Genomic DNA, 21,860 nt, shown 5'->3' with positions numbered 1-21,860 from the left:
GCAGCTGCCTAACCGATTTCGACAAAAAATTTTCCCTCGACTAGACTAAAAATTAGTCACTATACTAATGGTTAACGACGGTGGGATCAGCATGGCAGAGAAGTTCATCAAAATTCAGGTACTGTATGACATTCTTCAACTTGAAGGCTTCATTCTGATTGGATGTTTGCTCGCAATATCCTGGCTGTTTTATAAATTCTTTTTAAAAGAAGTGAGTGAAGAGCGTCACAAAAGTATTCGCAATCACTTCCGTATTTTGATTCGCCATTTCGTTATTTTGAGTTTCTTGTTTGTTCTGTTTATATTCTTGCAAAGTTCCGAAGCTCAGTTGGCAAGCTTCAACCGTTTCACACCGTATTTTGCTTTGCTAACATTTATCTGGGCTAACATCGTTTTTGTTAAAACCACCCGCCTCATGGTGCTTCAATACCTTTTTCTAGGTTCAATGAAGCACGGTGTGCCTTTGCTTCTGGTAAATATTTTTTCACTGCTGATGTCCATCGTGCTTTTATTCTGGGGTATCAATCGCATCTTTGGATTGGAATTGGGACCTTTGCTGGCAACCTCTGCCGCAGCTTCGGTTATTCTGGGTTTAGCGCTGCAGGATACTTTGGGAAATCTATTTGCGGGGATTTCCCTGCAGCTGGATCGAAACTTTGAAATCGGCGACTGGCTGGAGATCACCAGCGGCATTCAAAAAGCCACTGGGCAGGTCAAAGAGATCTCCTGGAGATCGACAACACTGGTGGGTTTTTCTGACGAAATAATCACCTTCTCGAACCGTTTTATGGCCAACGCGCAGATTTCCAATTTTTCCCCGCCGGATAACCCTATTCTGCGTCGTCAGGTGTTCCGCCTGGCTTATGGGGAGAATATTGAGCTTGCGAAGCAAATCTTGGAAAAGATCGTGGCCGGTATTGGCGAGGTTCGCGGCATTCCGGCCCCCTGGGCCTATGTGTCTGATGCCAACGAAAATTGGGTGGAGCTGAAAATTATTTACTTTATTGACCACTACAGCTCCCAATACAGCATTGGGGATAAGGTCTATTCGCGGGGAATCGCAGATCTTACAGCGGCGGGCGTGAAATTAGCTCGACAAGTTGTCGAGGTTTCGTCTAAAAGTACCCCCGATGACAGCACTAAACTTTGAGCACCCGCTTGCTATTAAAATCCGCAAACAAATCGTTCAGGCCCTGAACGATTTCAATATGATCGAAGATGGCGACAAACTGATGGTTTGCGTATCTGGCGGCAAGGACTCCAGTGTTTTACTGGGTCTGTTGACTGAAATTCAACGCCGTTCGGAACGAAAATTTCAGATCGAAGCGGCCATTCTGGATCAAAAACAACCGGGATTTGATGCTGCAAATTTTAAGGCCTGGGTTGAATCCATTGGTGTTAAACTTCACGTCATCGAAAAAGACACTTACTCGATCGTAAAAGAAAAAATTCAAGGCAATACTTATTGCTCTTTGTGTTCTCGCCTTCGTCGCGCAGTTCTTTATGATTATGCCCACAAGCTGGGTTTCACAAAGATGGCTTTGGGTCATCACCGTGACGATGTCGTGCATACAGCTTTACTAAATATGTTCTATGTCGGCACAACGGCCGCAATGCCAGCCAAGTTACGTTCCGATGATGGTCGCAATATTTTGATTCGTCCTTTGGCCTATGTCTCTGAGCGTGACATCGAAGAGCTTGCCGCAGCCTGGGCTTTCCCGGTGATTCCGTGCAATCTGTGCGGCTCTCAAGATGGCCTTAAACGTGTTCGCATTAAAAAATTAGTGCGCGAGCTGGAAAAAGAAATTCCCAACATCTACGCGTCCATCCAAACGGCCATGGGAAATGTAAAACCCAGTCAGATGATGGACCACGAGTTGTGGGACTTCAAAGGTCTTAAGCCATCGCCTTCTGAACAGCAGGACGTTCAGATATCCTCTGAGCCCACTGTTTAACCTTTGGTGCCTCGGAAAACATTTCCGGGGCCATCTGCAGCTTAGCTGCGATCCATGGATAGGTTGTCATATCTGCGATCGTATAGTGCGTGCCGGCCAGATATTCTGACTTTGTCAGCGCCAATTCCAAAACGCCGATTATTCTGCGACTTTCTTTTTCAAAGCGCTCAACAAATGCCGGATTCGGGGGATTCATTGAATTCTTACCGAAATAAAGGTTCCCAAAATTCGGACCCACTCCTGACATCTGAAACATCATCCACTGCATCGCCGACGTGCGCTCCTGCAAGTTTGCGCCAAAGAATTTGCCGTCATATTTTTCTGAAAGGTAATAAAGAATCGCGGCACTCTCAAACACCGGAAAATCACCTTCTGTCGAGTGATCCACAATGACAGGAATGCGACCATTGGGATTCATTGCCAGAAACTCCGGTTTCTTTTGCTCATTGGATTTTAGATCCACCATGTGTTTGCGATAAGGTACGCCCAACTCTTCAAGCATAATTGCAACTTTGCGCCCATTAGGTGTTGCGGCAGTATAAAAATCGATCATGAATCCTCCAGTACAAATTGAATATCTCAGCTTCAGAAAAAGCAACGGTTTATCAATTCGCAATCTGCCATTCGCCACAGGTCGGATTTTTTTGCCATTTTATGGATTTGCTGTAGTCTTAAGCCATGGGAGGTCGGCATGAATATCGTCTTATGGGTCCTGCAAATTCTTTTGGCACTTCACACGGGCGTTGGCGCACTTTGGAAGTTCTCTCACACGCCTGCTGAAACCATGCCCTCTCTTGCTTTGATAGAGCCTTCCGTTTGGATCGTACTTGCGATCGTCGAACTTCTTTGTGCCGTTGCTTTGGTGGTTCCTGGAGTGACCAAACGTTTTACTCAATTGATTCCGATTGCAGCAGCTATTATCGGTCTTGAAATGCTCATGTTTTGCGTGCTTCATTTCTTCTCTGGCGACAGATCCATTCAACCGATTATTTATTGGCTGATCACCGCTGGCATTTGCGCTTTTGTCGTCTATGGCCGCATGGCACGCCGGCGTATTTACTAGTTTCTTTGGAGTCATTCCTTTAGTTGAAAACGCATTGATAAATTTTCGCTTCCTGTTTGTCATTTCTCTCTGACCGTGACAAGAAAGACTCCCGTCGGAGGCATCAATGCGTTTCTTAAAATTCGGATTACCACTTCTTTTCTCAGTTATTTTTCATTCGCAAGCACACGCGTATTACACCGTTCAGGATGTGGGCGTGATCGGCCTGATGTCTCATGATGTTTTCTCGTGGGACCATAAAAAAGAAATCAATGTGGAAAATGGCCGTTTGGATCTAAGCACCATTTTTGAATTTGAAAACGGTAAACGTTGGTACTTGGCTGGCAATCCCAAGAACTCCGAAAATGCAGCGGTTTATTCAGTCGCAATGAAACTTGTTAATCACTACACGAATTTGATGAAACAAGGACACTCCCCTTTAGAGGCCAGAAAACAAACTGTGATCGTCTTTCACGAAATGATTCGTGAGTTCTACGAACGCGCCTTGCAGGAAAAGTTTCCGGAGACCGCCGTGCGCGAACTTCCGAACAACCTGGAGCAAGCTGCTATCCGCGGTTTCCACGATCTTCTTCCAGGCCGTATTAAGCTTTACAATCGCGGTTTCCGCAGTGAATTGAAATTGACCAGCATGTTAACCGCAAAGACTGTTTTGAATGAGCGCGAGTTACTTCAGGAACTAAAGCCCTTTGATGGCGACTACGACCCCGAATATAAAAACATCAAAATCCCCTTCACCAAAGTCGTTTTGAATTTGAAAGAGATCGACAGAAAATTCATCGAAAGATTCAGTCCTTACAAGCAGGCCGACATGCTGGCCCAGTTGTCACGTGTAGGTAATGGCGAGATGACGGTTCATGAGCTTACCTTTGCAGCCCCAGTGCGTTTATTATTCAGAAAAGCCATGTGTGGCGAAAACAATAAGTTCATGCCACAGGAAATGGCTTGCGAATAAAAAAACTATTGACCTTCACGCTACGTAAAGCCTGAAACTCCCAATCAGGAGATTAATATGAACATAAAAAAGTTTGCTGCAATATCAGGCCTTACACCGCGTGCTATTCGTTTTTACGAAGAAAAGGGCATTCTTCGCAGTGTCCGCGATCCAGAAAATAAATATAGAGTCTACGGGAAAGATGACATTGTTAATGCTCAAAGAATTCTCCAGTTTAGACAAATGGGCTTTTCAATTGCAGAAATTGAAACGATGTTAAAATCGTCCCCTGAATTAAACGTAACCGCAATTTCGAAAAACATTGAAAAGAATATCGAAAAACTTCAAAACGAAATGAATTCTATCCAGAAACAAATCCGCGATGCCGAATCTCTTTTGACGGCTTCACGAAAAATGAAACCTCTTACGTCCCGACAAAAGAAAGCATTTAAGAATGTGGCATTCTCTGATCTGAACAGTTGGACACTTCAATATGCCGAGGACTGTCTTAAAAAGAAAAAACTTGGTCACGATGAAGAACTACAAATGCTAGCTTGTGCCTATGCTGATTTAGTTTTGAAGGCCGCCAACCAAGGGGAATTGAATGATCTTGGAAACTCCCATAAGCTGATCGCAAAATGTCTGACAAAGATTAAAGAATCCAATCTAAGCAGTAGACATTTAAAAACGTCTAAAGCCTATTTCAATATGGCACGAGATCCAAACTGGACTCCCCCAGCTAAAAACAAAAATATTTAACGCGCATCAAAACCGATCTGGTTCTGCATCGCGCATTGTCTCTTTCTGCTGCCACCGTGGCGGCAGAGTTCGAATATCAAAAAGGCTGATTTAACGATCAGCCTTTTTTTTATATCAAAGAACATCACTTCCGCAGCGGAAATGAAATTTACATGTTGTCTGCGTTTTTAATTGAGGAAGAAATTTGGTGCGAATAACTGGACTTGAACCAGTGACCTCTTCCATGTCAAGGAAGCGCGCTACCAACTACGCTATATCCGCACATACTTGGTGAGGTGTTTAATTTATCTATTCCCAAGGACTCGGGCAAGTATTTGATAGGGCGTGCAGGCGATTGACGCGCCTCTTCTTGGTAGCGCGGGTGCCACCAGCACCCGCCTTTTTAAACCAAACTAGAATAGAGCGTTGTTTGGCGTGCGTGGGAACGGGATTACGTCGCGGATATTGGTCATACCAGTCACGTACATCAACATACGTTCAAAGCCCAAGCCGTATCCTGCGTGCGGGAAGCTGCCGTAGCGGCGTAGATCTGTATAGAAAGAGTAATCTTCCAGGTGCAGACCATGACCCGTCATACGGGACTCCAGAATCTCCAGATTGTCTTCACGCTGGGAACCACCGATGATTTCACCGATTCCTGGCGCCAACAAATCCATCGCGCGAACGGTCTTACCGTCTTCGTTCAATTTCATATAGAACGCTTTGATCTCTTTAGGGTAATCAGTCACGAACACCGGGCGTTTGAAATGCTCTTCAGCCAGGAATCTCTCATGCTCAGACTGCATGTCAATACCCCACTCCACGGCGAATTCAAACTTCTTACCTGATTTTTTCAGGATGTCGATCGCCTCAGTATAAGTCACGCGAGCAAAGTTGTTGTTCAATACGTTGTTCAACTTATCGAACAAGCCTTTTTCGATGAACTGGTTAAAGAATTCCATTTCCTCTGGGCATTGTTCCATCACGTAGCGAATGATGTACTTGATCATGTCTTCAGCCAGCTCCATATTCGCTGACAAATCAGCAAATGCGATCTCCGGCTCGATCATCCAGAATTCAGCCGCGTGACGGGACGTGTTTGAATTTTCCGCACGGAATGTTGGACCAAATGTGTAGATATCACGGAAAGCCGCGCAGAATGTTTCACCATTCAACTGACCAGAAACTGTCAGGTTCGTTTCTTTACCGAAGAAATCTTTAGAAGTATCAATTTTGCCATCAGCCGTTTTAGGTGGATTTTCCAGCTTCAAAGTCGTTACCCGGAACATCTCGCCCGCACCCTCAGCATCAGAGCCGGTGATGATTGGTGTGTTCACGTATACGAAGTTTTGATCCTGGAAGAATTTGTGAATCGCGTACGCAAGCACGGAACGCACACGGAAGACCGCAGAGAACGTGTTACCACGCGGACGCAAGTGAGCGATCTCGCGCAGGTACTCGAAGCTGTGACGTTTGTTTTGCAAAGGATACTCTGCAGAGGCTTTTTGAATTACTTCCACTTTAGAAGCAAGAACTTCAAAAGTTTGGCCTGCACCCTGAGACTTTACTACTTTACCAGTCACGATGATGGAGCTTGCGATCGAAAGCTTTGCAACTTCCTCGAAGTTTGACATTTTTTCGTCGAATACAACCTGCACGCCTTTAAAGAAAGAGCCGTCATTCAACTCGATAAAACCAAAATTCTTTTGGTCACGGATCTTACGAACCCAACCAGACATTTGGATTTCTTTATCCAGGAATTTTTCAGTTTCTCTAAAAAGTGATTTAACCAGAGTTGTTTGCATAGAAAGCCCTTTCAACTGACCTTCTATGATTATGTATTTTTCGCTATAAAATCAATATTTTAATCGCGAGTCAGGATGTTCCAATCCGTAAGATTATAGCGCCCCAGAATCTCCTGAAGATGAGAATTCTTACGGGACTGGGTGAACCATTCATTCAAGCCATCCCCCAAAAGGTGAACCTGATTGTTCTTTTTAAGCCCCACCAGGACCAGAAAGCTAAATCCAGTGATAGACGTTGGATGAAGTGTAAATTGCCCCTTGTCGCGCACCAGGTAGTACCTAAGAACGTTATAGTCGCCCAGGGCTACATCCATACGCTTTTGTGCCACGATGCGGAACATACGCTCCACCACGTCAGATCCCGAAAGCTTATTGATTTTCTGTCCCGAAAACTCGTTTTCGATCCGACCGTCCTGAAATCCAAAGTCTGAATAAATGATCTTTTGGTTTGCCAGGGACTGCTGATCAAAAATATGCGGAGCTTTTTTAGCTTTAGGCAGCAACGCCCCTGTATAATTCACGCCTAACTGAGGACCCACGACCAAAATATCATCCATGTATCGAACCAGATACTCTGGCGCGATGATGTAGTCGAGTTTCCGATTCTGAAGACCCTGCTTTAAACGCGATGGTGTGACGTTTTCCAAGCGCAGTTCAACTCTTAGATTTCTTGCAACCTCGCCCAGGATTTCAAACAGGTAGCCTGTCCAAACTCCCGGGGATTTTTCACAAATATACGGACAAAGAGGTGTTGTACCGATGCGAATAATTCGTTTTTGATTTCGATCAAACTCTTCCCGCGGCAAAATACTTGGGGACGGTCTGTCGACTTTTGCTCTTGGCTGGGATTTTGGTACCCCCATCCAGCCCGGGTATTCTGCAATATTTTTCTTGGTAATGGGAAACGTGCTGACGCGAATCTTTCTATCAACGGCGGTGCCATTTAAAACCTTCACCAGCGTTCGTGCCGTCTCCCGCCCCAGCTCCCCGCAGAATTGCGCGGAATTTATGACAGTCAGTCGTCCGTTGCGGATGTTTTCCACCGACTCCGGATCGCCATCAAAAGTGACGTGACGAATTTCCGTACGTTTCTTTGCATAGAGCTCTTTAACAATCTCGATGCCCCCACCGTCATTGACAGTCAGAATCACATCCACACTGCCCTTGCCGGGAAAATCCTTTAAAAACTTTTTAACAGCCGTCCTGCCAGAGTCGGGATCCACTGCCTGATAAATCCCTACAACTTCGAACTTGGCATTTTGATCCCGCAAAGAATCAAAGAAACCATCCACACGTTCGGTTGTGGAGGACACAGCAGGGTATTCAAAGACAGCAATTTTTATTTTTTGTTCAGGCTTAAACAGACTGGTTATAAACTGACCATTATCCTGACCAGCATAATAATTGGCACTGGTGATAAAAGCTGTCAGCTCGCCATTTACGATGTACTGATCATAAGCGATGACCGGGATTTTTAAAGAGTTGGCTTCTGCCAAACCTGCCGCCAGCGCCGAGTTGTCTGTGGGTTGAATCACAATGGCATCCGGTTTATCTTTTAAAACCTGCTGCATTTGTGTCGTCTGATTTTCAACTCCTTTTCGACCTTCACCGGCAACGTAAGGAATCAAAGTAACAGAGTTCTTGCCTTTATTTTCGGTATTGAATTTTTGAACCTGTTCCTCGAGGCCCTTGCGCATGGCAACCTGGCCTTCGATTTTCATACTCCAGTATAGAACAGCAACTTTCCAGTCTTTCGCGAATGAGACTGAACAAAACAGACTGATAAGACAAAGTGTAAAAATTGTTTTCACACTTCGATCCTATCCCGATTCATTTTTTAAATACAGGAATTAATAAAGCTCTACGCGGTCGTTTTCTTTGAAGCCAGAGCCGCTATGAATGATTGCAATTGCGCCATCTGTGCCGAAGTAAGAAATAACTTCGAGAGTTCCTTTAAGTCGACCCGGGGCACGACCAATATGCGTCCCACTCTCTGGATCATAAATATCATCACCGTCTTCCATGACCTTCAATAGATCACCCATTTCCAAGCCGGAAATTTTGCCAACGTTCAGATAAATGCGGTCACCTTGTATTGCCGCAATTCGACCTTCCCAGGAAATTTTCTCAAGCGCTGCCAAAACCTGCGGAGAGAAATCCAAAAAGGCATCTTTGACAATTACATCAATCATATCCGGATTGTTCTGCAGGAATTTATCAGACTCGACACGTTCAGCAACACGCACACCCTGATCTTTAAGAATCACAGTCTTTACCGTGTTGAAAACTTCCTGACCTCCACGAGCCGTGACAACACGCACTTGCGCGACAACCTCAAAACCTGTGGTTAGCTGTCGAACCACACCTACGTTGTCAGCACTTCTTTTAACACGAACATCCAACACACGCCCTTCGAGGACGGCATTAACACCCAGGGAGTTTGCTGCTTTTGCCACATCAGCCAATTTATAACCACCGGCCGGGTCCATCATCTTTGTCAGATCCAAATTCAATTCACGACTATCCAGGGCAATCAGTTCACCAGAACGATTTAGATCCGCAATAAATGCCGAGCGTGCGCGATCACGCACACTTTGCGGGCGTTTTTCAGAAGAATCCAGAAATGGTAAAATCATCAGACGTTTTCTTGGGGCAGAATCATTTTTATAGGAAACCTGATTCTCGTCACGCACTTCACGTTGCGGACCACCGGAACGGTTTACAGTCATACATCCCACCATGGACATCACAACTGCCAATGCCAAAAGCAATCTCACCAGAGCCTCCTTATTGCGCCAGTCTTAAAACGATCTCTTCACGGTCTTCAGAAACTTTCACAAGCTTTTTACCGTTCACATCCAAAGCTTCAAGCTTGGTAGCCAGCTCGTTTGCTGATACCGCTGTATCAACTTCAAAGCTGACAGAATCAGAACTCACCAAACGCTCACGAATGTTTTTAACCTGAGTCAACTGAGAACGAATACGCTCTTTCAAAGCTTCCATGGAAGGCAAAGTATGTTTTCCAGTTACCGTCACGCGAATTACAGACGTACCCACGGAACCACGCTGCCAGGCTTCGAATACTTGAGAGGAAAGATCGTTCGCGACAGCCTCTGCCACTTCGCGGATTTTTTTATCCACGGCACCTTCGAAGGATCCCTGCACATCATAACGACGTGAAACATCCGCGATAGGGCGGGCGTTACTGACCTGAACTGCCGTCATACGAACTTCAATTTTAAAGCCATTGCCTTTATCTGCTTTGCTTAGGAAAACCTGACCATCAATCAGGACCGGGGCATTAAAATACTGGGCAAAAAACTGAGCATCGTCACCAGCAACTCTTTCATTTTGATAGCTGCCTGGAACGTTCGCACCCAAACCCGCTTCCACCGGTTTGATCACGAAGAAATTGCTTTTTAGGAATGAACCGCGCAGCGCCTCTTCAAGCGTGCGATTTTGCTTTACCAGAAAACCCTGGTTTTTGTCGGTCGACGGCTGCCACCAACGGAAACTTCTGCCCTCGACACGGTCCACGAAACTAATCACCGGCAAAACTACCGGGATCGTATCGTTTTCATTCAGAAGGGAATTTACCTGAAGGAGCTGTTTCAAATCAGCCAGTGAAACTTTCATGTTCACTGTCATTTTGAATTCTTCACCCTCTTGAGTGATAGGCGACGGTTTAACGAAAGGAATATAGCGTGGGGAAAGCTTGATCACTTTATTCGCGATCAACGTTTTGTTTTTTGTATAGCGCTCTTCCCCGATCAGATCTTTGATCACTTCTTCAGAAACTTTTTGCGCTGCCTGATTTTGAATATCAGCTTTTGCCGCCTGCGGAGTGGTTTGTTTTGAAGTGCCGGCAAAGTTGCGTTCCAACAACTCTGCCTGTTGCGCCAGTGCACCGGAAGAAAACATCAAGAAGAAAGACATCAAAGTTGCAAAACGCATTTTTCTTACCTCAATTCAATAAAATCCGTTCGTCCAAACAACGAGTGGACGCCCTCAAAGAATTCGTTACTGACGTTAACCCCGGAAATATCGCCTACTTCCATCATCACACGGCGGCGGACGTCGGGTATATCAATTTCCAGACTTACTGCCGTTGGACCGGGATTCTCTTTCATCAGGGAATTCAGACGGCCATAGTCCTCGTAAGGAATACGATCCAGTCTAAAGACCATACGCTTGGTTTTCTTAAGTATATCCTCAAGGGGGGACACCGAGTCCACCATGATTTTAGCGACGCCTTCCTCGACCTCAAGACCGCCACCGATTAACATCGGTCGCTCATCTTTCAGCATTTCACCATTCTTCGCAAAGGCATCAGGGAAAATCACCAATTCCACAGCGCCGGTCAGATCCTCGATCTTTCCGAAGGCCATACGGGTTCCCTTTTTTGTGATCAGTTCACGCAGCTCGGTAATAAGACCCGCGACGATGACACGTTTTTTTGCGGCATCACGGTTCTTCCAGTCTTTTTTCGCGGCCTGCATGGCTTCCCACTCCGGGGAACCTTGGGCTGGCATCTGCGCTGGCAGATCAATCACTTTACACGTCGTAAAGATTTCTGAAAGAGTATCAAAGCCTTTCAGCGGATGATCACTCAGATAGAAACCCAAAACTTCTTTTTCATAAGCCAAGGTCGCTGTACGATTCCACGGTTTAACCTCTTCAAGTTTCACCACTGTTTCTGTCGAAGGCCCCAAATCAAACAATGAAGACTGACCAAGCTCCCGGTCTTTTTGCAAACCTTGCGCCCGGTCCAGGAATTTTTGATAGCCCGCCATCAACTGTGCACGATGCGCACCAAAGCCCTCAAATGCACCGGCCTTGATAAGACACTCGATCACTTTTTTATTCACGCGACGAAGATCTATCGCATTAAAGAATTCATCCAGGGAGCTGAACTTTTTATCAGGCATGTTTTCACGTGCCTCGACAATGGCTTCAACCGCATTCTGCCCCACACCCTTGATACCACCCAGACCGAAATAAACTTCCTCACCATGGGCACCGAAGAAATACTCCGAGAAGTTCACGTGCGGGGATTTAACTGTGATGCCGCGTTTCGCGGCGTCTTTCGAGTATTTTACGATTTTCTCAGTGTCAGATAACTCGGTAGATAGAAGGGCCGCAAAGAACTCAACCGGGTAATGGCACTTCAACCACGCTGTTTGTAACGTAACGACCGAATAAGCAGCGGCATGGGATTTATTGAAACCGTAGTCCGCAAACTTATACATCAGATCAAACAAATCTGAAGAGCGTTCCTTGTTATGACCTCTTTCGATGGCCCCTTTCATGAAACGCTCGCGGTGCTGATCCATCTCCTCTTTGATTTTTTTACCCATCGCACGACGAAGCATGTCGGCTTCACCCAGGGAATAACCGGCGATTCTGGAGGCGATACCCATAACCTGCTCTTGGTAAACCATGATCCCATAGGTTTCTGACAAAACCTCTTTGGTATCATCAAGCAGATACTCCACCGGAGCTTTCCCGTGCTTACGATCCGTAAAGTCAGGAATGTTCGCCATCGGACCTGGTCGGTACAATGACGTGATCGCCGTGATATCGGCAAAACTTGAAGGACGGATTTTACGGGTGGCATCGGTGATGCCCTCACCCTCGAACTGGAACACCCCGGCGGTATCACCACGGGACATCATTTCGAAAGTTGCCGTGTCGGTCATCGGAATCATGCGCGACGTGATCGTCTTGCCACGATTCTTTTTGATCAGCTTCAAGGCCATGTTGATGTGAGTCAATGTCTTCAAGCCCAGGAAGTCGAATTTGATCAAACCGATTTTCTCGGCATGCTTCATATCGTATTGAACGACCTGCTCGCCATCCGCACCCTTATACAAAGGCGCATGCTTCACCAGCTGACCATCACCGATGATAACACCTGCGGCATGGATACCCGCATTTCGAACCATACCTTCCACACGCTGTGCAAGGTCGATCAGTGTTGCCACTGTCGGATTCATTTCCATCATCTCAGTCAGACGGGGTTCCATCTCCAGAGATTCTTTTAAACTGATACCCAGTTTATCCGGAATTAATTTTGTTACCTGATCCACTTCGGCGAAAAGCATTCCCAAAACACGGCCCACGTCTTTAAGTGCGGCACGAGTTTGCAATTTACCGTAAGTGATGATCTGAGAAACAGACGCTTGTCCGTACTTCTCTGTCACATAACGAATCACCTCCTGACGACGATCCTGACAGAAGTCGATATCGAAGTCGGGCATGGAGATACGTTCTGGATTCAGGAAACGCTCGAACAGAAGGAAATTTGGAAGCGGATCCAAATCCGTAATTTTTAAAACATAGGCGACAAGGGAACCGGCACCGGAACCACGCCCCGGGCCCACGGGAATATCGTGATCCTTGGCCCAACCGATAAAGTCCTGGACGATCAGGAAGTAACCGTTGAATCCCATGCGATCAATGATGCCCAATTCATATTCCAGGCGAGTGAAGTATTCCGGCTTTTTCTCTTCCGGAACCGCCTCACCTCTTTCAGCTGCTTCTTCAAAACGAAGCAGCAAACCTTCCTTGGAACGACGGGCGATGTCCTCTTTCAAGGTGACGCCTTCGTCGGTTGGGAAAGTTGGCAAGTGATAAATCGGCTTGCCCACGTCGTCTTTAAGCTTAAACTTAACATCGCAGCGTTCAGCGATTTGCAAAGTGTTGCTGATAGCCTCTGGAATATCAGAGAACAGCTCCACCATTTGCTCTGGCTTTTTTAAATAGAACTCATCCGTTCCTAAACGGAAACGACCTTCATCACTTAAAGTCTTATTGGTACCGATACAGATCAAAACCTCTTGGGCGATCTGATCATCCTGAGTCATGTAGTGAACATCGTTACTTGCCACCACAGGAACACCTGTGATTTTTGAAGCTTCCAGCAGGAACGGATTAATTTGATCCCACTCCGGAACACCGGTGCGACACATTTCCAAATACAGACGATCATCAAAAATTTCTTTAAGCTGACGGATTTTTGCCAATGCAGCATCCGCGCCCTCTTTCATAAAGGCCTCAGCCACCTCACCGCGCAGACCACCAGTCAGACAAATCAAATCAGAATTGTATTCTTTGATAACTTCATAGTCGATACGAGGCTTCCAATAGAAACCCTCCTGATAACCGATCGTCGAAAGCTTACAAAGATTTTGATAGCCTTTTTGATTTTGCGCCAGGAACACCAAACGGCGTGGTCCTTGCGCGACCTGATCACGGTCCTGCTTTTTTTCCAAACGGGAACCAGGCGCTAGATACGCATCCAAACCCAGAAGTGGTTTTACGTTGTTGTCCTTACAGGCAAAGTAAAATTCAACAGCACCAAACATGTTGCCATTGTCGGTCAAAGCCACGGCCGGCATATTCATCGCCGCCGCTTTTTTAGCGATGGCTTTGACCCGGCAGGCAGCTTCCAAAAGAGAGTATTCTGAGTGAACGTGAAGATGAACAAAAGACATGTTAAATTCTTATCTTAGCTAGGTCGTTTATTCAAATTAGGAGCCTTGCGTTAACCCCTCTGTGGGAGTAAGTTTTTCCTCATCTTTGCCTTGACTCTTATAGCGCCAAAACTGGGGCAACAAAAAGCCCGTTATGACCACCATCACAGCGCAAATCAAGCCACCGCTGGCCACGCTAAAAGGCACTGAATATTTCGCAGCGACCCATCCCGCGCGGGCATTTCCCAACAGCGGTCCCGACATGTACGAGATCATTTCAATACCAGACAGTCGTCCACGTAAATTATTAGGAACGGTTTGATTCCAAATGATTCCACGGAAAAGACCGCTCATCATGTCGGCACCACCCGCCAGGGCCAAAAATAAAACGGCCGTCCATAGGTTTGGCGCAAAACCCACTCCAATAATAAAAACCGCCCATAGAGTGGCCGCAATCACCACCGCTCGTCCGTGATGACGAACTTTTCCAGTCCAACCACTGAATAAGGTCATGATCAAGGAACCCACCGCCATCGCCGAAAACAAAGCTCCGGCAGCGGTAGCTCCACCCCACTTTTCAGACATTGCCGGAAACAATGCGACAGGAAATGCAAAGACCATCGCCACGATATCAATCACATAAGTTCCCACAAGCTCCGGTTTTGAAAGCGCATACTTTAATCCGATTTTTGCATCTTCCAGAGGAGAAACATCACGTTTTTCCGGAGCAGGCATACGACTCATCAAATACAAAGCGACGAAGGCTGCGGCAAAACTGATGACGTCAAAAAAGTACGCTCCCTTGACACCAAATTTTGCAATCAGCACTCCGCCCAATGCCGGTCCCACGATCGCGCCTGCGGCCCAACGAAAACTTCCCAGCGCACCTATCGCGGGATAGTCTTCGGGCTCGACAATTTTCTGAGTCATGGCTTCCATGGCAGGACGATGAAATCCCATCACCGACTGGAAGATGGCAACCAAAACAAAGATCAAAGGAACAGAGGGTTTTTCCCGACAGGCGTTTAATGCTTGCGCCAGAATAATCAAAGTCATGATGATTTCAGAAGTCAGAAGCAACTTACGACGATCCATGCGGTCTGCATAAGTTCCTCCCAAAATTCCGAAGATCAGAACCGGAAGAAGCTGCACCAACCCCAGCATTCCGACCAGCCAATTATCCTTGGTCAATTCGTAAACTTCATAGGGAATCGCCACATAAGTAACCATACTCCCCAAAAGAGAAACCATCTGACCAAAATAAAGAAGGCGGAAATCACGATACTTGCGAAGCGGAGTCACATTTATAAGCATTGCTCATTCTAATGTGACTTCACAAAATTCGCAAGAACGCTTAACAGAAGTAAACTCGTGAAAGCTAAATCGCCAGAGCCTTCAGACTTACACCCTCAGGAACTGTGGCTTGATCCAGACTTAAGCGATCTTTTAAAACCGGAATGATCACGGTTTTATCTCCCAGACCACCGTTTAAGATAATCTTAATTTGCACCCCTTCGACGGCGTTAGGTTCAGTGCTACCATCGATATTCCAGAGGGTAGCCACATCCCGGGAAATCTCGATCTTATCGCTGCCAGTGACGTTTGAATCTTTCTCCATGGTCACAGACAAAATGCTGGGAGCATAACCACTGGCCACCGCCATATCAATTTGCAGTCGCTGATAAAACTTATTCACAATCCCCATTTTAACCAACGCCGTTTTTACTTTTCCGGCATCAGGTGCGCCGAAATCCTGATCCCGCGTACTATCTGCTCCGATAATTCCAATATATCTTTGAGGCATTTGGGAATTCGGGACATCTAAAACGAAAGGATGCTGCACGACCGGATTATCAGAAAATGAATTGAAGGAAAGAATCAGATATCCTGATTTCACATCATAGATTCTATATCCAGTATTCGCACCACAACACTGTGACAGCCCTGTCGTCACCAGGCCGAATTCGTGATCGTAGTTCACCTCCGTCGCATCTTCAGCTTTTTCCCACAGCAGAGTCTGCAGATTATCACCGGTTCGAGTATTCATTTTTAGCTTGCCGGTTATACCATCGACATCCAGGGAGTATTTTGTTTTTAAGTTGGTATCGACCAGATACAGATCATCTTTGGAATTTTGCTGATTGTAGATCACCAACAATTCGTAATTTTGCAGGACCTTATTGACCTGACGAAGATTGTTGATGTCTTTAACATAACCAAATGCTGAAGTTCCCGCCGTTTGAAAAAAGATATGTTCAGCAGCAAATGCAACTGCTGCCAACGAAGTAACCCCAAGCAAAATCCACTTCACGCGATTCACCACGACCTCCTGATTTGTTTTTTTCAAACTATGATTTGCCTTAGATTTATCACGTCCCCGGACAATCACCAGATCCAACGTCAAAACACATTTTCTCGAATGACAAACCATGCAAATCCGGCCTTGCCCAATGGCCCCCTTAGCAGTTTCCTACAGCTAAGATCCAAACAACGTTATCTACATAAGGAGCGAGTATGAAAAAGAATCTGATCTTTGGCGCGATCACGGTTTTATTTATTCAAGGCATGGCAAGCCTGGGACTTGCCTGCAACGGTCCCATCAAATGTGCAATAAAAACTTACACCGGTCACTACGTGACTGCCGTTGGGGGCGGGGGACGATTGACTGATGTCATTCATACTAATGCCATTCGCGTTGGCTCCTGGGAAAGATTCACCTTCGTGGATTCCTGCGATGGTGGCTCTGTTATCAGTTATGGATTGCGCACAGTAAAAGGCTACTACCTTACTGCGGTGGGCGGCGGAGGACGCATCACTGATGTTATCCACTCTGATGCAACTCAACTGCAGGGATGGGAAAAATTTAAAGCTATTTCCTTGGGTAATGGCGTCTATGCCTTACAAACCTTGACTGGCAACTATGTCACAGCGGTGGGAGGTGGCGGACGCATCACTGACACGATACATACCGACGCCACACAAATCGGAAACTGGGAAAAATTCAGATTGGAATGTGAACCCTAACAGTATCACCAACAGGCGGGCCAAATTCCGCCTGTTTAAAAAAACTACTCCCACTCAATAGTGCCGGGAGGCTTACTGGTGACGTCATACACGACGCGATTCACACCTTTTACTTTGTTGGTAATAAGGTTTGAAACCTCGCGCAGAAAGGCGAATTCGAACGGATACCAATCCGCTGTCATGCCATCACTCGAAGTCACCGCACGCAAAGCCAGGACGTGATCATAGGTTCTGGAATCACCCTGCACGCCGACAGTTTTCACTGGCAGAAGCACACAGAAGGCCTGCCAGATCTTATCGTATAAGCCGTGCTTGCGGAGTTGAGAGATGTAAACATCGTCCGCGTCTTTCAAGATCTGCAACTTCTCAGGAGTAACTTCTCCCAAAACACGGATCGCCAACCCGGGCCCCGGGAAGGGATGACGCCATAGAAGTTCTTTGGATAAGCCCAGCTGCGCGCCCATGGCGCGAACTTCATCTTTAAAAAGCTCACGCACAGGCTCCAGCAGTTTCAAATTCATTTTTTCAGGTAAGCCACCCACGTTGTGATGGGATTTGATAGTGACACTGCCACCAATGGACGACACACTCTCAATGACGTCGGGATAAAGAGTTCCTTGCGCCAGCCATTTAATCGGAAGAGCTTTATCATAACTCTTATCAAAAACCTCAATAAACACACGACCAATCGCTTTGCGTTTATCTTCCGGATCTGTTTTTCCTGCTAAAGCGGCCATAAATTCCTGCGAAGCATCCACGCCACTCACATTCAAACCCAAGCCCTGATAACTTTGCAGAACGTTTTCATACTCATGCTTACGCAACAATCCGTTATCAACAAAGACGCAGTGAACACGATCAGCACCCAGTGCTTTCGTTAATAAAGTGGCCACCACGGTGGAATCCACACCACCACTAAGCCCAACCAGAACGTGATCATCAGGAGCGACTTTCTTGCGAATGTCTTCCATAAGATGATCTTTGATGTGAGGCGCATCCCAGTCAGCAGGGGCTTTACAAATATCTGTCGCGAAGTGCTTTAGTAAATCCAAACCATGATCGGTGTGAGCAACTTCTGGGTGAAACTGCACAGCCAAAACATTTTCACCGCGCATCGCTGCCGGATGATCTCCATCCGACGTTGCAATAATTTGAAAACCTTCTGGCACCGCTTCAACCACGTCACCGTGACTCATCCAAACTTTTTGTTTTTGCGGAACGCCCTTTATGACCTCAGTCCATGTTACATAATTCAGACCATACTCACGATGCTGAGCTTTTGTAACCCGACCACCCAATGAGTGAGTTAAAAGCTGCATTCCATAACAAACGCAAAACAAAGGACTTATGTTACGAAGCTCTTTTATATCTCTTTGTGGAGCGCCGGCTTCATAAACTGAATTAGGTCCGCCACTTAGAATGATTCCATAAGGTTTCTTTTTAATAATTTCTTCAGTGGGATACTTGTAAGAATGAATCTCTGAGTAATATCCCATTTCACGCAAACGGCGCGCAATCAACTGAGTGAACTGCGAACCAAAATCCAGGATGATAAAACCACGTAGCATAATTATTAACTTTCAATTCTGTAGTTCGGAGCTTCTTTGGTAATGCTGACATCGTGCACGTGAGATTCACGCAAACCCGATGCACTGATCTGAACAAACTTTGCCCGAGACTGAAGTTCATCAATATTAACCGCACCCAGGTAACCCATACCGGATTTCAAACCACCGACAAGCTGATGAATGATTCCGCTGGCAGGTCCCTTGTAAGCCACTTTACCTTCAATACCCTCTGGCACCAGTTTTTCATTGTCCTCAACATCCATTTGACCATAGCGATCTTTTGAACCTCGGGCCATGGCACCAATGGAACCCATGCCGCGATAAACTTTATAGCTGCGACCCTGGAATAAAATCGTTTCGCCCGGGGATTCTTCTGCACCCGCCAACAAATTACCGATCATGACCGTATTCGCGCCCAATGCGAGGGCCTTCGTGATGTCACCGGAAAATTTAATTCCGCCGTCAGCAATAATTGTTTTACCTTTGGCCTTAGCGATGCGCGCACATTCCATCACCGCCGAAATTTGCGGCATACCCACACCGGCAACAACACGAGTCGTACAGATGCTTCCAGGTCCCACGCCGACTTTTACCACGTCAACGCCCGCATCGATCAGAACCTGCGTTCCCTCTGCGGTTACCACGTTTCCGGCAACGACGATCACGTCTTTAAACTTTTTGGAAATATGTTTAACCATGTCGACAACGTTTTTCGAATGTCCGTGAGCAGTATCCACACACAGTACATCCACGCCCGCCGCAACCAGGGCTTCGGCACGCTCCGCCGAATCAGTTCCCACACCAATCGCAGCACCTACGAACAGACGACCGTGATTGTCCTTGGTGGCCTGCGGATAGTTCTTGGCTTTTTCGATATCCTTGATGGTGATTAAGCCCTTCAATTTTCCTTTGGCATCCACCACCGGAAGTTTTTCGATACGATGCTTTTGCAAAATCTTTTTTGCTTCTTCAAGTGTAGTTCCCATTTTCGCTGTGACCAGATTTTCCTGAGTCATCAGATTACGAATGGGCTGGTTGAAATTTTCTTCGAAACGCAAATCACGATTCGTTAAAATCCCCACAAGCAAACCATCAACTGTGATAGGCACACCACTGATAGAGTATTTTTCCATCAGATCCAAAGCTTCCTGCACCATGTGATCCGGCCCCAAGGTCAAAGGATCCATGATCATTCCACTTTCGTATTTTTTAACTTTTTCAACTTCAAGAGCTTGTTTGTCGACGGAGATATTCTTGTGAATAATTCCCAGTCCGCCAAATTGTGCCATCACGCGGGCCGTGCGGTTTTCGGTGACCGTGTCCATCGCCGCAGAAATAATCGGAGTGTTTAGAAATTTATCCCGCGCAAAAAAACTTCTGGGAATCACTTCTGTGGGAGTGATTTCAGAAAATTGGGGAAGCAGCAAAATATCATCAAATGTCAGTGCAAAAGGGATCTCACGTTCCATATAAAACTCCTGAGGATATTCTGTGTTGAATCAGGTCAGAGTTCAACAAGAACACCATCAGGAATCAGTCAGGATTTTGACCAAAGTCGTGGCTTATTCGTACCAGGTTTTATAGAGCAGATAATTATCTGCGGATTTCTCAAGCAACGCGACCTCTTCATCAGTTAAAGCGCGTTTTACTTTGGCCGGACGGCCCACAACCAGGCTGCGGGGAGGAATCTCAGTTCCTTCCACCAAAAGTGAACCTGCACCGATCAAACAGTGCTCACCCACTTTTACTCCGTCCATCAAAATGGATCCCATGCCCACCAATGTCGCACGACCCACTTCACAACCATGAAGCATCACCAGATGTCCAATCGTCACCCGATCATGCAAAGTCGTTCCATATTTTCCATAAGTTCCGTGAATGACACTGCCGTCCTGAACATTCACTTCCTTGCCAATACGAATTGGCATGACGTCACCGCGAATTGTCACGTTATACCAAATCGAAGAACCTTCTCCGATTTCAACGTCACTAATGATTCGCGCATTGTCTGCGATAAATACTTTTTCTGCGACTACGGGAACCTGGCCACGGGCCTTAACAAAGGGAGTGCTCATATGTAAACCTCAAGCCCCAGATTATCACATCCCCTTTGCATTTTGGGAATAATTTTTCCCTTTGGCCCGGGAGACGTTTGCAGGTTCAGAGGTAACCAGACGAAAACCCACCTGAGGAGATCCACTCCAGATATCACCGCGTCTTCGTGCTGCCGGATCTAAATTTGAACAAAATGAATCCGTACATAAATACGAGCCACCTTTTTGCACACGTTTTTTAAATGAAGGATCCAATTCATTTTCTGAGCTATCCGGTCCTTTGGGATTTTTCACAACCAAATTCTTTGTGAACTCCTTAAAGTAGTCAGCGCGATACCAGTCAGAAACCCATTGCCAGACATTTCCAGTCATATCAAAAAGACCGTAGCCATTTGCAGGAAAGCTTCCCACCGGAGACAAACCTTTATATCCATCCTCTGCAGAATCGAAATAGGGAAAATTTCCCTGCCAGGTGTTCGCCATAAATCGGCCCTCAGGTCGAAACTCGCGGCCCCAACTATAAGGCATGCGATCCAAACCTCCCCGGGCAGCAAACTCCCACTCTGCTTCCGTCGGTAAACGCTTGCCGCGCCATTTTGCATAAGCTTCCGCATCCGTATAGGAAACGTGAATAACCGGCATCAACTCCCGCCCACGCAAATCACTTAACGGTCCTTCCGGATGACGCCAATTTGCACCCGCCTGCCAGCGCCAATAGGTTGAACCGCTGATTCCCAAATCTGTTCTTTCAATACGGGGACTGAAAACAATTGCGCCGGGCTCAAGCAGTTCTCGTGGCAAATCAGGATGATCTTTTGGATCCAGGCGGCGCTCTGCGATTGTGATATATCCGGTGTCCTCGACAAATTCTTCAAAATCACGATTCGTGACCAGATACTGATCCATCCAAAATCCATCAACATGCACGCGATGAACCGGCTGAGCATCAAGCACTGCCTGACTGGGGCTACCCATCCAGAACTCACCACCTGGAATCCAAACCATGCTTTGACTGAAATTCGGGTTCAGGGGACTCATGGCATTTTCGGTTGAATCTTCCTCTTCAGAAGCAAAAACTTCTTCCCGGGCCGGGGTTTCTTCGAGTTGTAAAAAGGGGGCCGCATAGAAGGTGGAGCCTCCGACGAAAAGGCCCGTTAATAAAATCAGAACTGAAAAGAAATAGAACTTGCGGGAAAACCTTGTTTTCATAAGCGAAGCCTTTCCAGAAATTGACTTGAAAAGATCTT

At 46.4% G+C, this 21,860-nt stretch carries 18 protein-coding genes and 1 tRNA gene; 6 read left to right on the top strand and 13 right to left on the bottom strand.

Annotated features, from left to right (window positions below):
* Positions 1–67: 67 nt before the first annotated feature.
* On the top strand, positions 68–1,150 hold the full coding sequence (locus ACLWNV_RS08920; protein WP_413587578.1) for a mechanosensitive ion channel family protein: 1,083 nt from the start codon (positions 68–70) through the stop codon (positions 1,148–1,150).
* On the top strand, positions 1,131–1,955 hold the full coding sequence (ttcA, locus tag ACLWNV_RS08915) for a tRNA 2-thiocytidine(32) synthetase TtcA (protein WP_413587577.1): 825 nt from the start codon (positions 1,131–1,133) through the stop codon (positions 1,953–1,955). Before ACLWNV_RS08920 ends, ttcA begins: the two co-directional genes overlap by 20 nt.
* Here ttcA and ACLWNV_RS08910 read toward each other — a convergent pair.
* Entirely contained in the window at positions 1,897–2,508 is a 612-nt protein-coding gene (locus ACLWNV_RS08910; protein ID WP_413587576.1) for a glutathione S-transferase family protein, read from the bottom strand. The two genes, ttcA and ACLWNV_RS08910, sit on opposite strands and share 59 nt — an antisense overlap.
* Positions 2,509–2,646: 138 nt before the next feature.
* On the opposite strand from ACLWNV_RS08910, the gene ACLWNV_RS08905 reads away from it, so the two are divergent.
* From ACLWNV_RS08905 to ACLWNV_RS08895, 3 genes are all read left to right on the top strand, one after another.
* The gene (locus ACLWNV_RS08905) at positions 2,647–3,018 is read left to right on the top strand and encodes a DoxX family protein (protein WP_413587575.1); all 372 of its coding nucleotides are present in this window, start codon (positions 2,647–2,649) and stop codon (positions 3,016–3,018) included.
* Between the two features lie 106 nt (positions 3,019–3,124).
* A complete protein-coding gene (locus tag ACLWNV_RS08900) occupies positions 3,125–3,970 on the top strand; it encodes a hypothetical protein (protein ID WP_413587574.1) in 846 nt (281 codons plus the stop codon).
* A 57-nt stretch (positions 3,971–4,027) separates the two neighbouring features.
* Positions 4,028–4,708: a MerR family transcriptional regulator gene (locus ACLWNV_RS08895; protein ID WP_413587573.1), complete on the top strand. Its 681-nt coding sequence runs from the start codon at positions 4,028–4,030 to the stop codon at positions 4,706–4,708.
* 185 nt (positions 4,709–4,893) lie between these two features.
* Here ACLWNV_RS08895 and ACLWNV_RS08890 read toward each other — a convergent pair.
* From ACLWNV_RS08890 to ACLWNV_RS08855, 8 genes are all read right to left on the bottom strand, one after another.
* Positions 4,894–4,969 (bottom strand) — tRNA-Val (locus ACLWNV_RS08890).
* Positions 4,970–5,100: 131 nt separating this feature from the next.
* Positions 5,101–6,492: an asparagine--tRNA ligase gene (asnS, locus tag ACLWNV_RS08885; protein WP_413587572.1), complete on the bottom strand. Its 1,392-nt coding sequence runs from the start codon at positions 6,490–6,492 to the stop codon at positions 5,101–5,103.
* A gap of 59 nt (positions 6,493–6,551) precedes the next feature.
* Complete coding sequence (locus ACLWNV_RS08880; RefSeq protein ID WP_413587571.1) at positions 6,552–8,303, bottom strand: substrate-binding domain-containing protein; 1,752 nt, start codon at positions 8,301–8,303, stop codon at positions 6,552–6,554.
* Positions 8,304–8,342: 39 nt separating this feature from the next.
* The gene (locus ACLWNV_RS08875) at positions 8,343–9,269 is read right to left on the bottom strand and encodes a hypothetical protein (RefSeq protein ID WP_413587570.1); all 927 of its coding nucleotides are present in this window, start codon (positions 9,267–9,269) and stop codon (positions 8,343–8,345) included.
* Positions 9,270–9,279: 10 nt separating this feature from the next.
* Positions 9,280–10,446, bottom strand: a complete 1,167-nt coding sequence (locus ACLWNV_RS08870) for a hypothetical protein (protein WP_413587569.1) — start codon at positions 10,444–10,446, stop codon at positions 9,280–9,282.
* Between the two features lie 5 nt (positions 10,447–10,451).
* A complete protein-coding gene (gene dnaE, locus ACLWNV_RS08865) occupies positions 10,452–13,988 on the bottom strand; it encodes a DNA polymerase III subunit alpha (RefSeq protein ID WP_413587568.1) in 3,537 nt (1,178 codons plus the stop codon).
* 36 nt (positions 13,989–14,024) lie between these two features.
* A complete protein-coding gene (locus ACLWNV_RS08860; protein WP_413587567.1) occupies positions 14,025–15,281 on the bottom strand; it encodes an MFS transporter in 1,257 nt (418 codons plus the stop codon).
* 64 nt (positions 15,282–15,345) lie between these two features.
* Entirely contained in the window at positions 15,346–16,314 is a 969-nt protein-coding gene (locus ACLWNV_RS08855; RefSeq protein WP_413587566.1) for a hypothetical protein, read from the bottom strand.
* A 167-nt stretch (positions 16,315–16,481) separates the two neighbouring features.
* On the opposite strand from ACLWNV_RS08855, the gene ACLWNV_RS08850 reads away from it, so the two are divergent.
* Positions 16,482–16,991, top strand: coding sequence for a fascin domain-containing protein (locus ACLWNV_RS08850; protein ID WP_413587565.1), 510 nt, complete (start codon positions 16,482–16,484; stop codon positions 16,989–16,991).
* A 44-nt stretch (positions 16,992–17,035) separates the two neighbouring features.
* On the opposite strand, the gene guaA is transcribed toward ACLWNV_RS08850, so the two are convergent.
* From guaA to ACLWNV_RS08830, 4 genes are all read right to left on the bottom strand, one after another.
* Entirely contained in the window at positions 17,036–18,559 is a 1,524-nt protein-coding gene (guaA, locus tag ACLWNV_RS08845) for a glutamine-hydrolyzing GMP synthase (RefSeq protein WP_413587564.1), read from the bottom strand.
* 5 nt (positions 18,560–18,564) lie between these two features.
* Positions 18,565–20,028 carry an IMP dehydrogenase gene (gene guaB / locus ACLWNV_RS08840; RefSeq protein ID WP_413587563.1) on the bottom strand — a complete coding sequence of 488 codons (1,464 nt, stop codon included), beginning with the start codon at positions 20,026–20,028 and terminating at the stop codon, positions 18,565–18,567.
* Positions 20,029–20,121: 93 nt separating this feature from the next.
* Positions 20,122–20,634, bottom strand: coding sequence for a gamma carbonic anhydrase family protein (locus tag ACLWNV_RS08835; protein ID WP_413587562.1), 513 nt, complete (start codon positions 20,632–20,634; stop codon positions 20,122–20,124).
* Positions 20,635–20,658: 24 nt separating this feature from the next.
* Complete coding sequence (locus tag ACLWNV_RS08830) at positions 20,659–21,822, bottom strand: formylglycine-generating enzyme family protein (RefSeq protein WP_413587561.1); 1,164 nt, start codon at positions 21,820–21,822, stop codon at positions 20,659–20,661.
* Between the last annotated feature and the right edge of the window lie 38 nt (positions 21,823–21,860).

The sequence above is a fragment of the Bdellovibrio sp. HCB274 genome (assembly GCF_047306075.1).
GTDB lineage: Bacteria > Bdellovibrionota > Bdellovibrionia > Bdellovibrionales > Bdellovibrionaceae > Bdellovibrio.
The sequence above is the reverse complement of the archived record's forward strand: the minus strand, read 5'-3'. Positions and strand labels throughout refer to the sequence as shown.

Excerpts from the sequence above, each read along its gene's own strand:
- guaA (WP_413587564.1), bottom strand. The coding sequence starts at position 18,559 with ATGCTACGTGGTTTTATCATCCTGGATTTTGGTTCGCAGTTCACTCAG.
- ACLWNV_RS08835 (WP_413587562.1), bottom strand. The coding sequence starts at position 20,634 with ATGAGCACTCCCTTTGTTAAGGCCCGTGGCCAGGTTCCCGTAGTCGCA.
- asnS (WP_413587572.1), bottom strand. The coding sequence starts at position 6,492 with ATGCAAACAACTCTGGTTAAATCACTTTTTAGAGAAACTGAAAAATTC.
- ACLWNV_RS08850 (WP_413587565.1), top strand. The coding sequence starts at position 16,482 with ATGAAAAAGAATCTGATCTTTGGCGCGATCACGGTTTTATTTATTCAA.
- ttcA (WP_413587577.1), top strand. The coding sequence starts at position 1,131 with ATGACAGCACTAAACTTTGAGCACCCGCTTGCTATTAAAATCCGCAAA.
- ACLWNV_RS08900 (WP_413587574.1), top strand. The coding sequence starts at position 3,125 with ATGCGTTTCTTAAAATTCGGATTACCACTTCTTTTCTCAGTTATTTTT.
- ACLWNV_RS08910 (WP_413587576.1), bottom strand. The coding sequence starts at position 2,508 with ATGATCGATTTTTATACTGCCGCAACACCTAATGGGCGCAAAGTTGCA.
- ACLWNV_RS08860 (WP_413587567.1), bottom strand. The coding sequence starts at position 15,281 with ATGCTTATAAATGTGACTCCGCTTCGCAAGTATCGTGATTTCCGCCTT.
- ACLWNV_RS08830 (WP_413587561.1), bottom strand. The coding sequence starts at position 21,822 with ATGAAAACAAGGTTTTCCCGCAAGTTCTATTTCTTTTCAGTTCTGATT.
- ACLWNV_RS08920 (WP_413587578.1), top strand. The coding sequence starts at position 68 with ATGGTTAACGACGGTGGGATCAGCATGGCAGAGAAGTTCATCAAAATT.
- ACLWNV_RS08870 (WP_413587569.1), bottom strand. The coding sequence starts at position 10,446 with ATGCGTTTTGCAACTTTGATGTCTTTCTTCTTGATGTTTTCTTCCGGT.
- guaB (WP_413587563.1), bottom strand. The coding sequence starts at position 20,028 with ATGGAACGTGAGATCCCTTTTGCACTGACATTTGATGATATTTTGCTG.
- dnaE (WP_413587568.1), bottom strand. The coding sequence starts at position 13,988 with ATGTCTTTTGTTCATCTTCACGTTCACTCAGAATACTCTCTTTTGGAA.
- ACLWNV_RS08905 (WP_413587575.1), top strand. The coding sequence starts at position 2,647 with ATGAATATCGTCTTATGGGTCCTGCAAATTCTTTTGGCACTTCACACG.
- ACLWNV_RS08895 (WP_413587573.1), top strand. The coding sequence starts at position 4,028 with ATGAACATAAAAAAGTTTGCTGCAATATCAGGCCTTACACCGCGTGCT.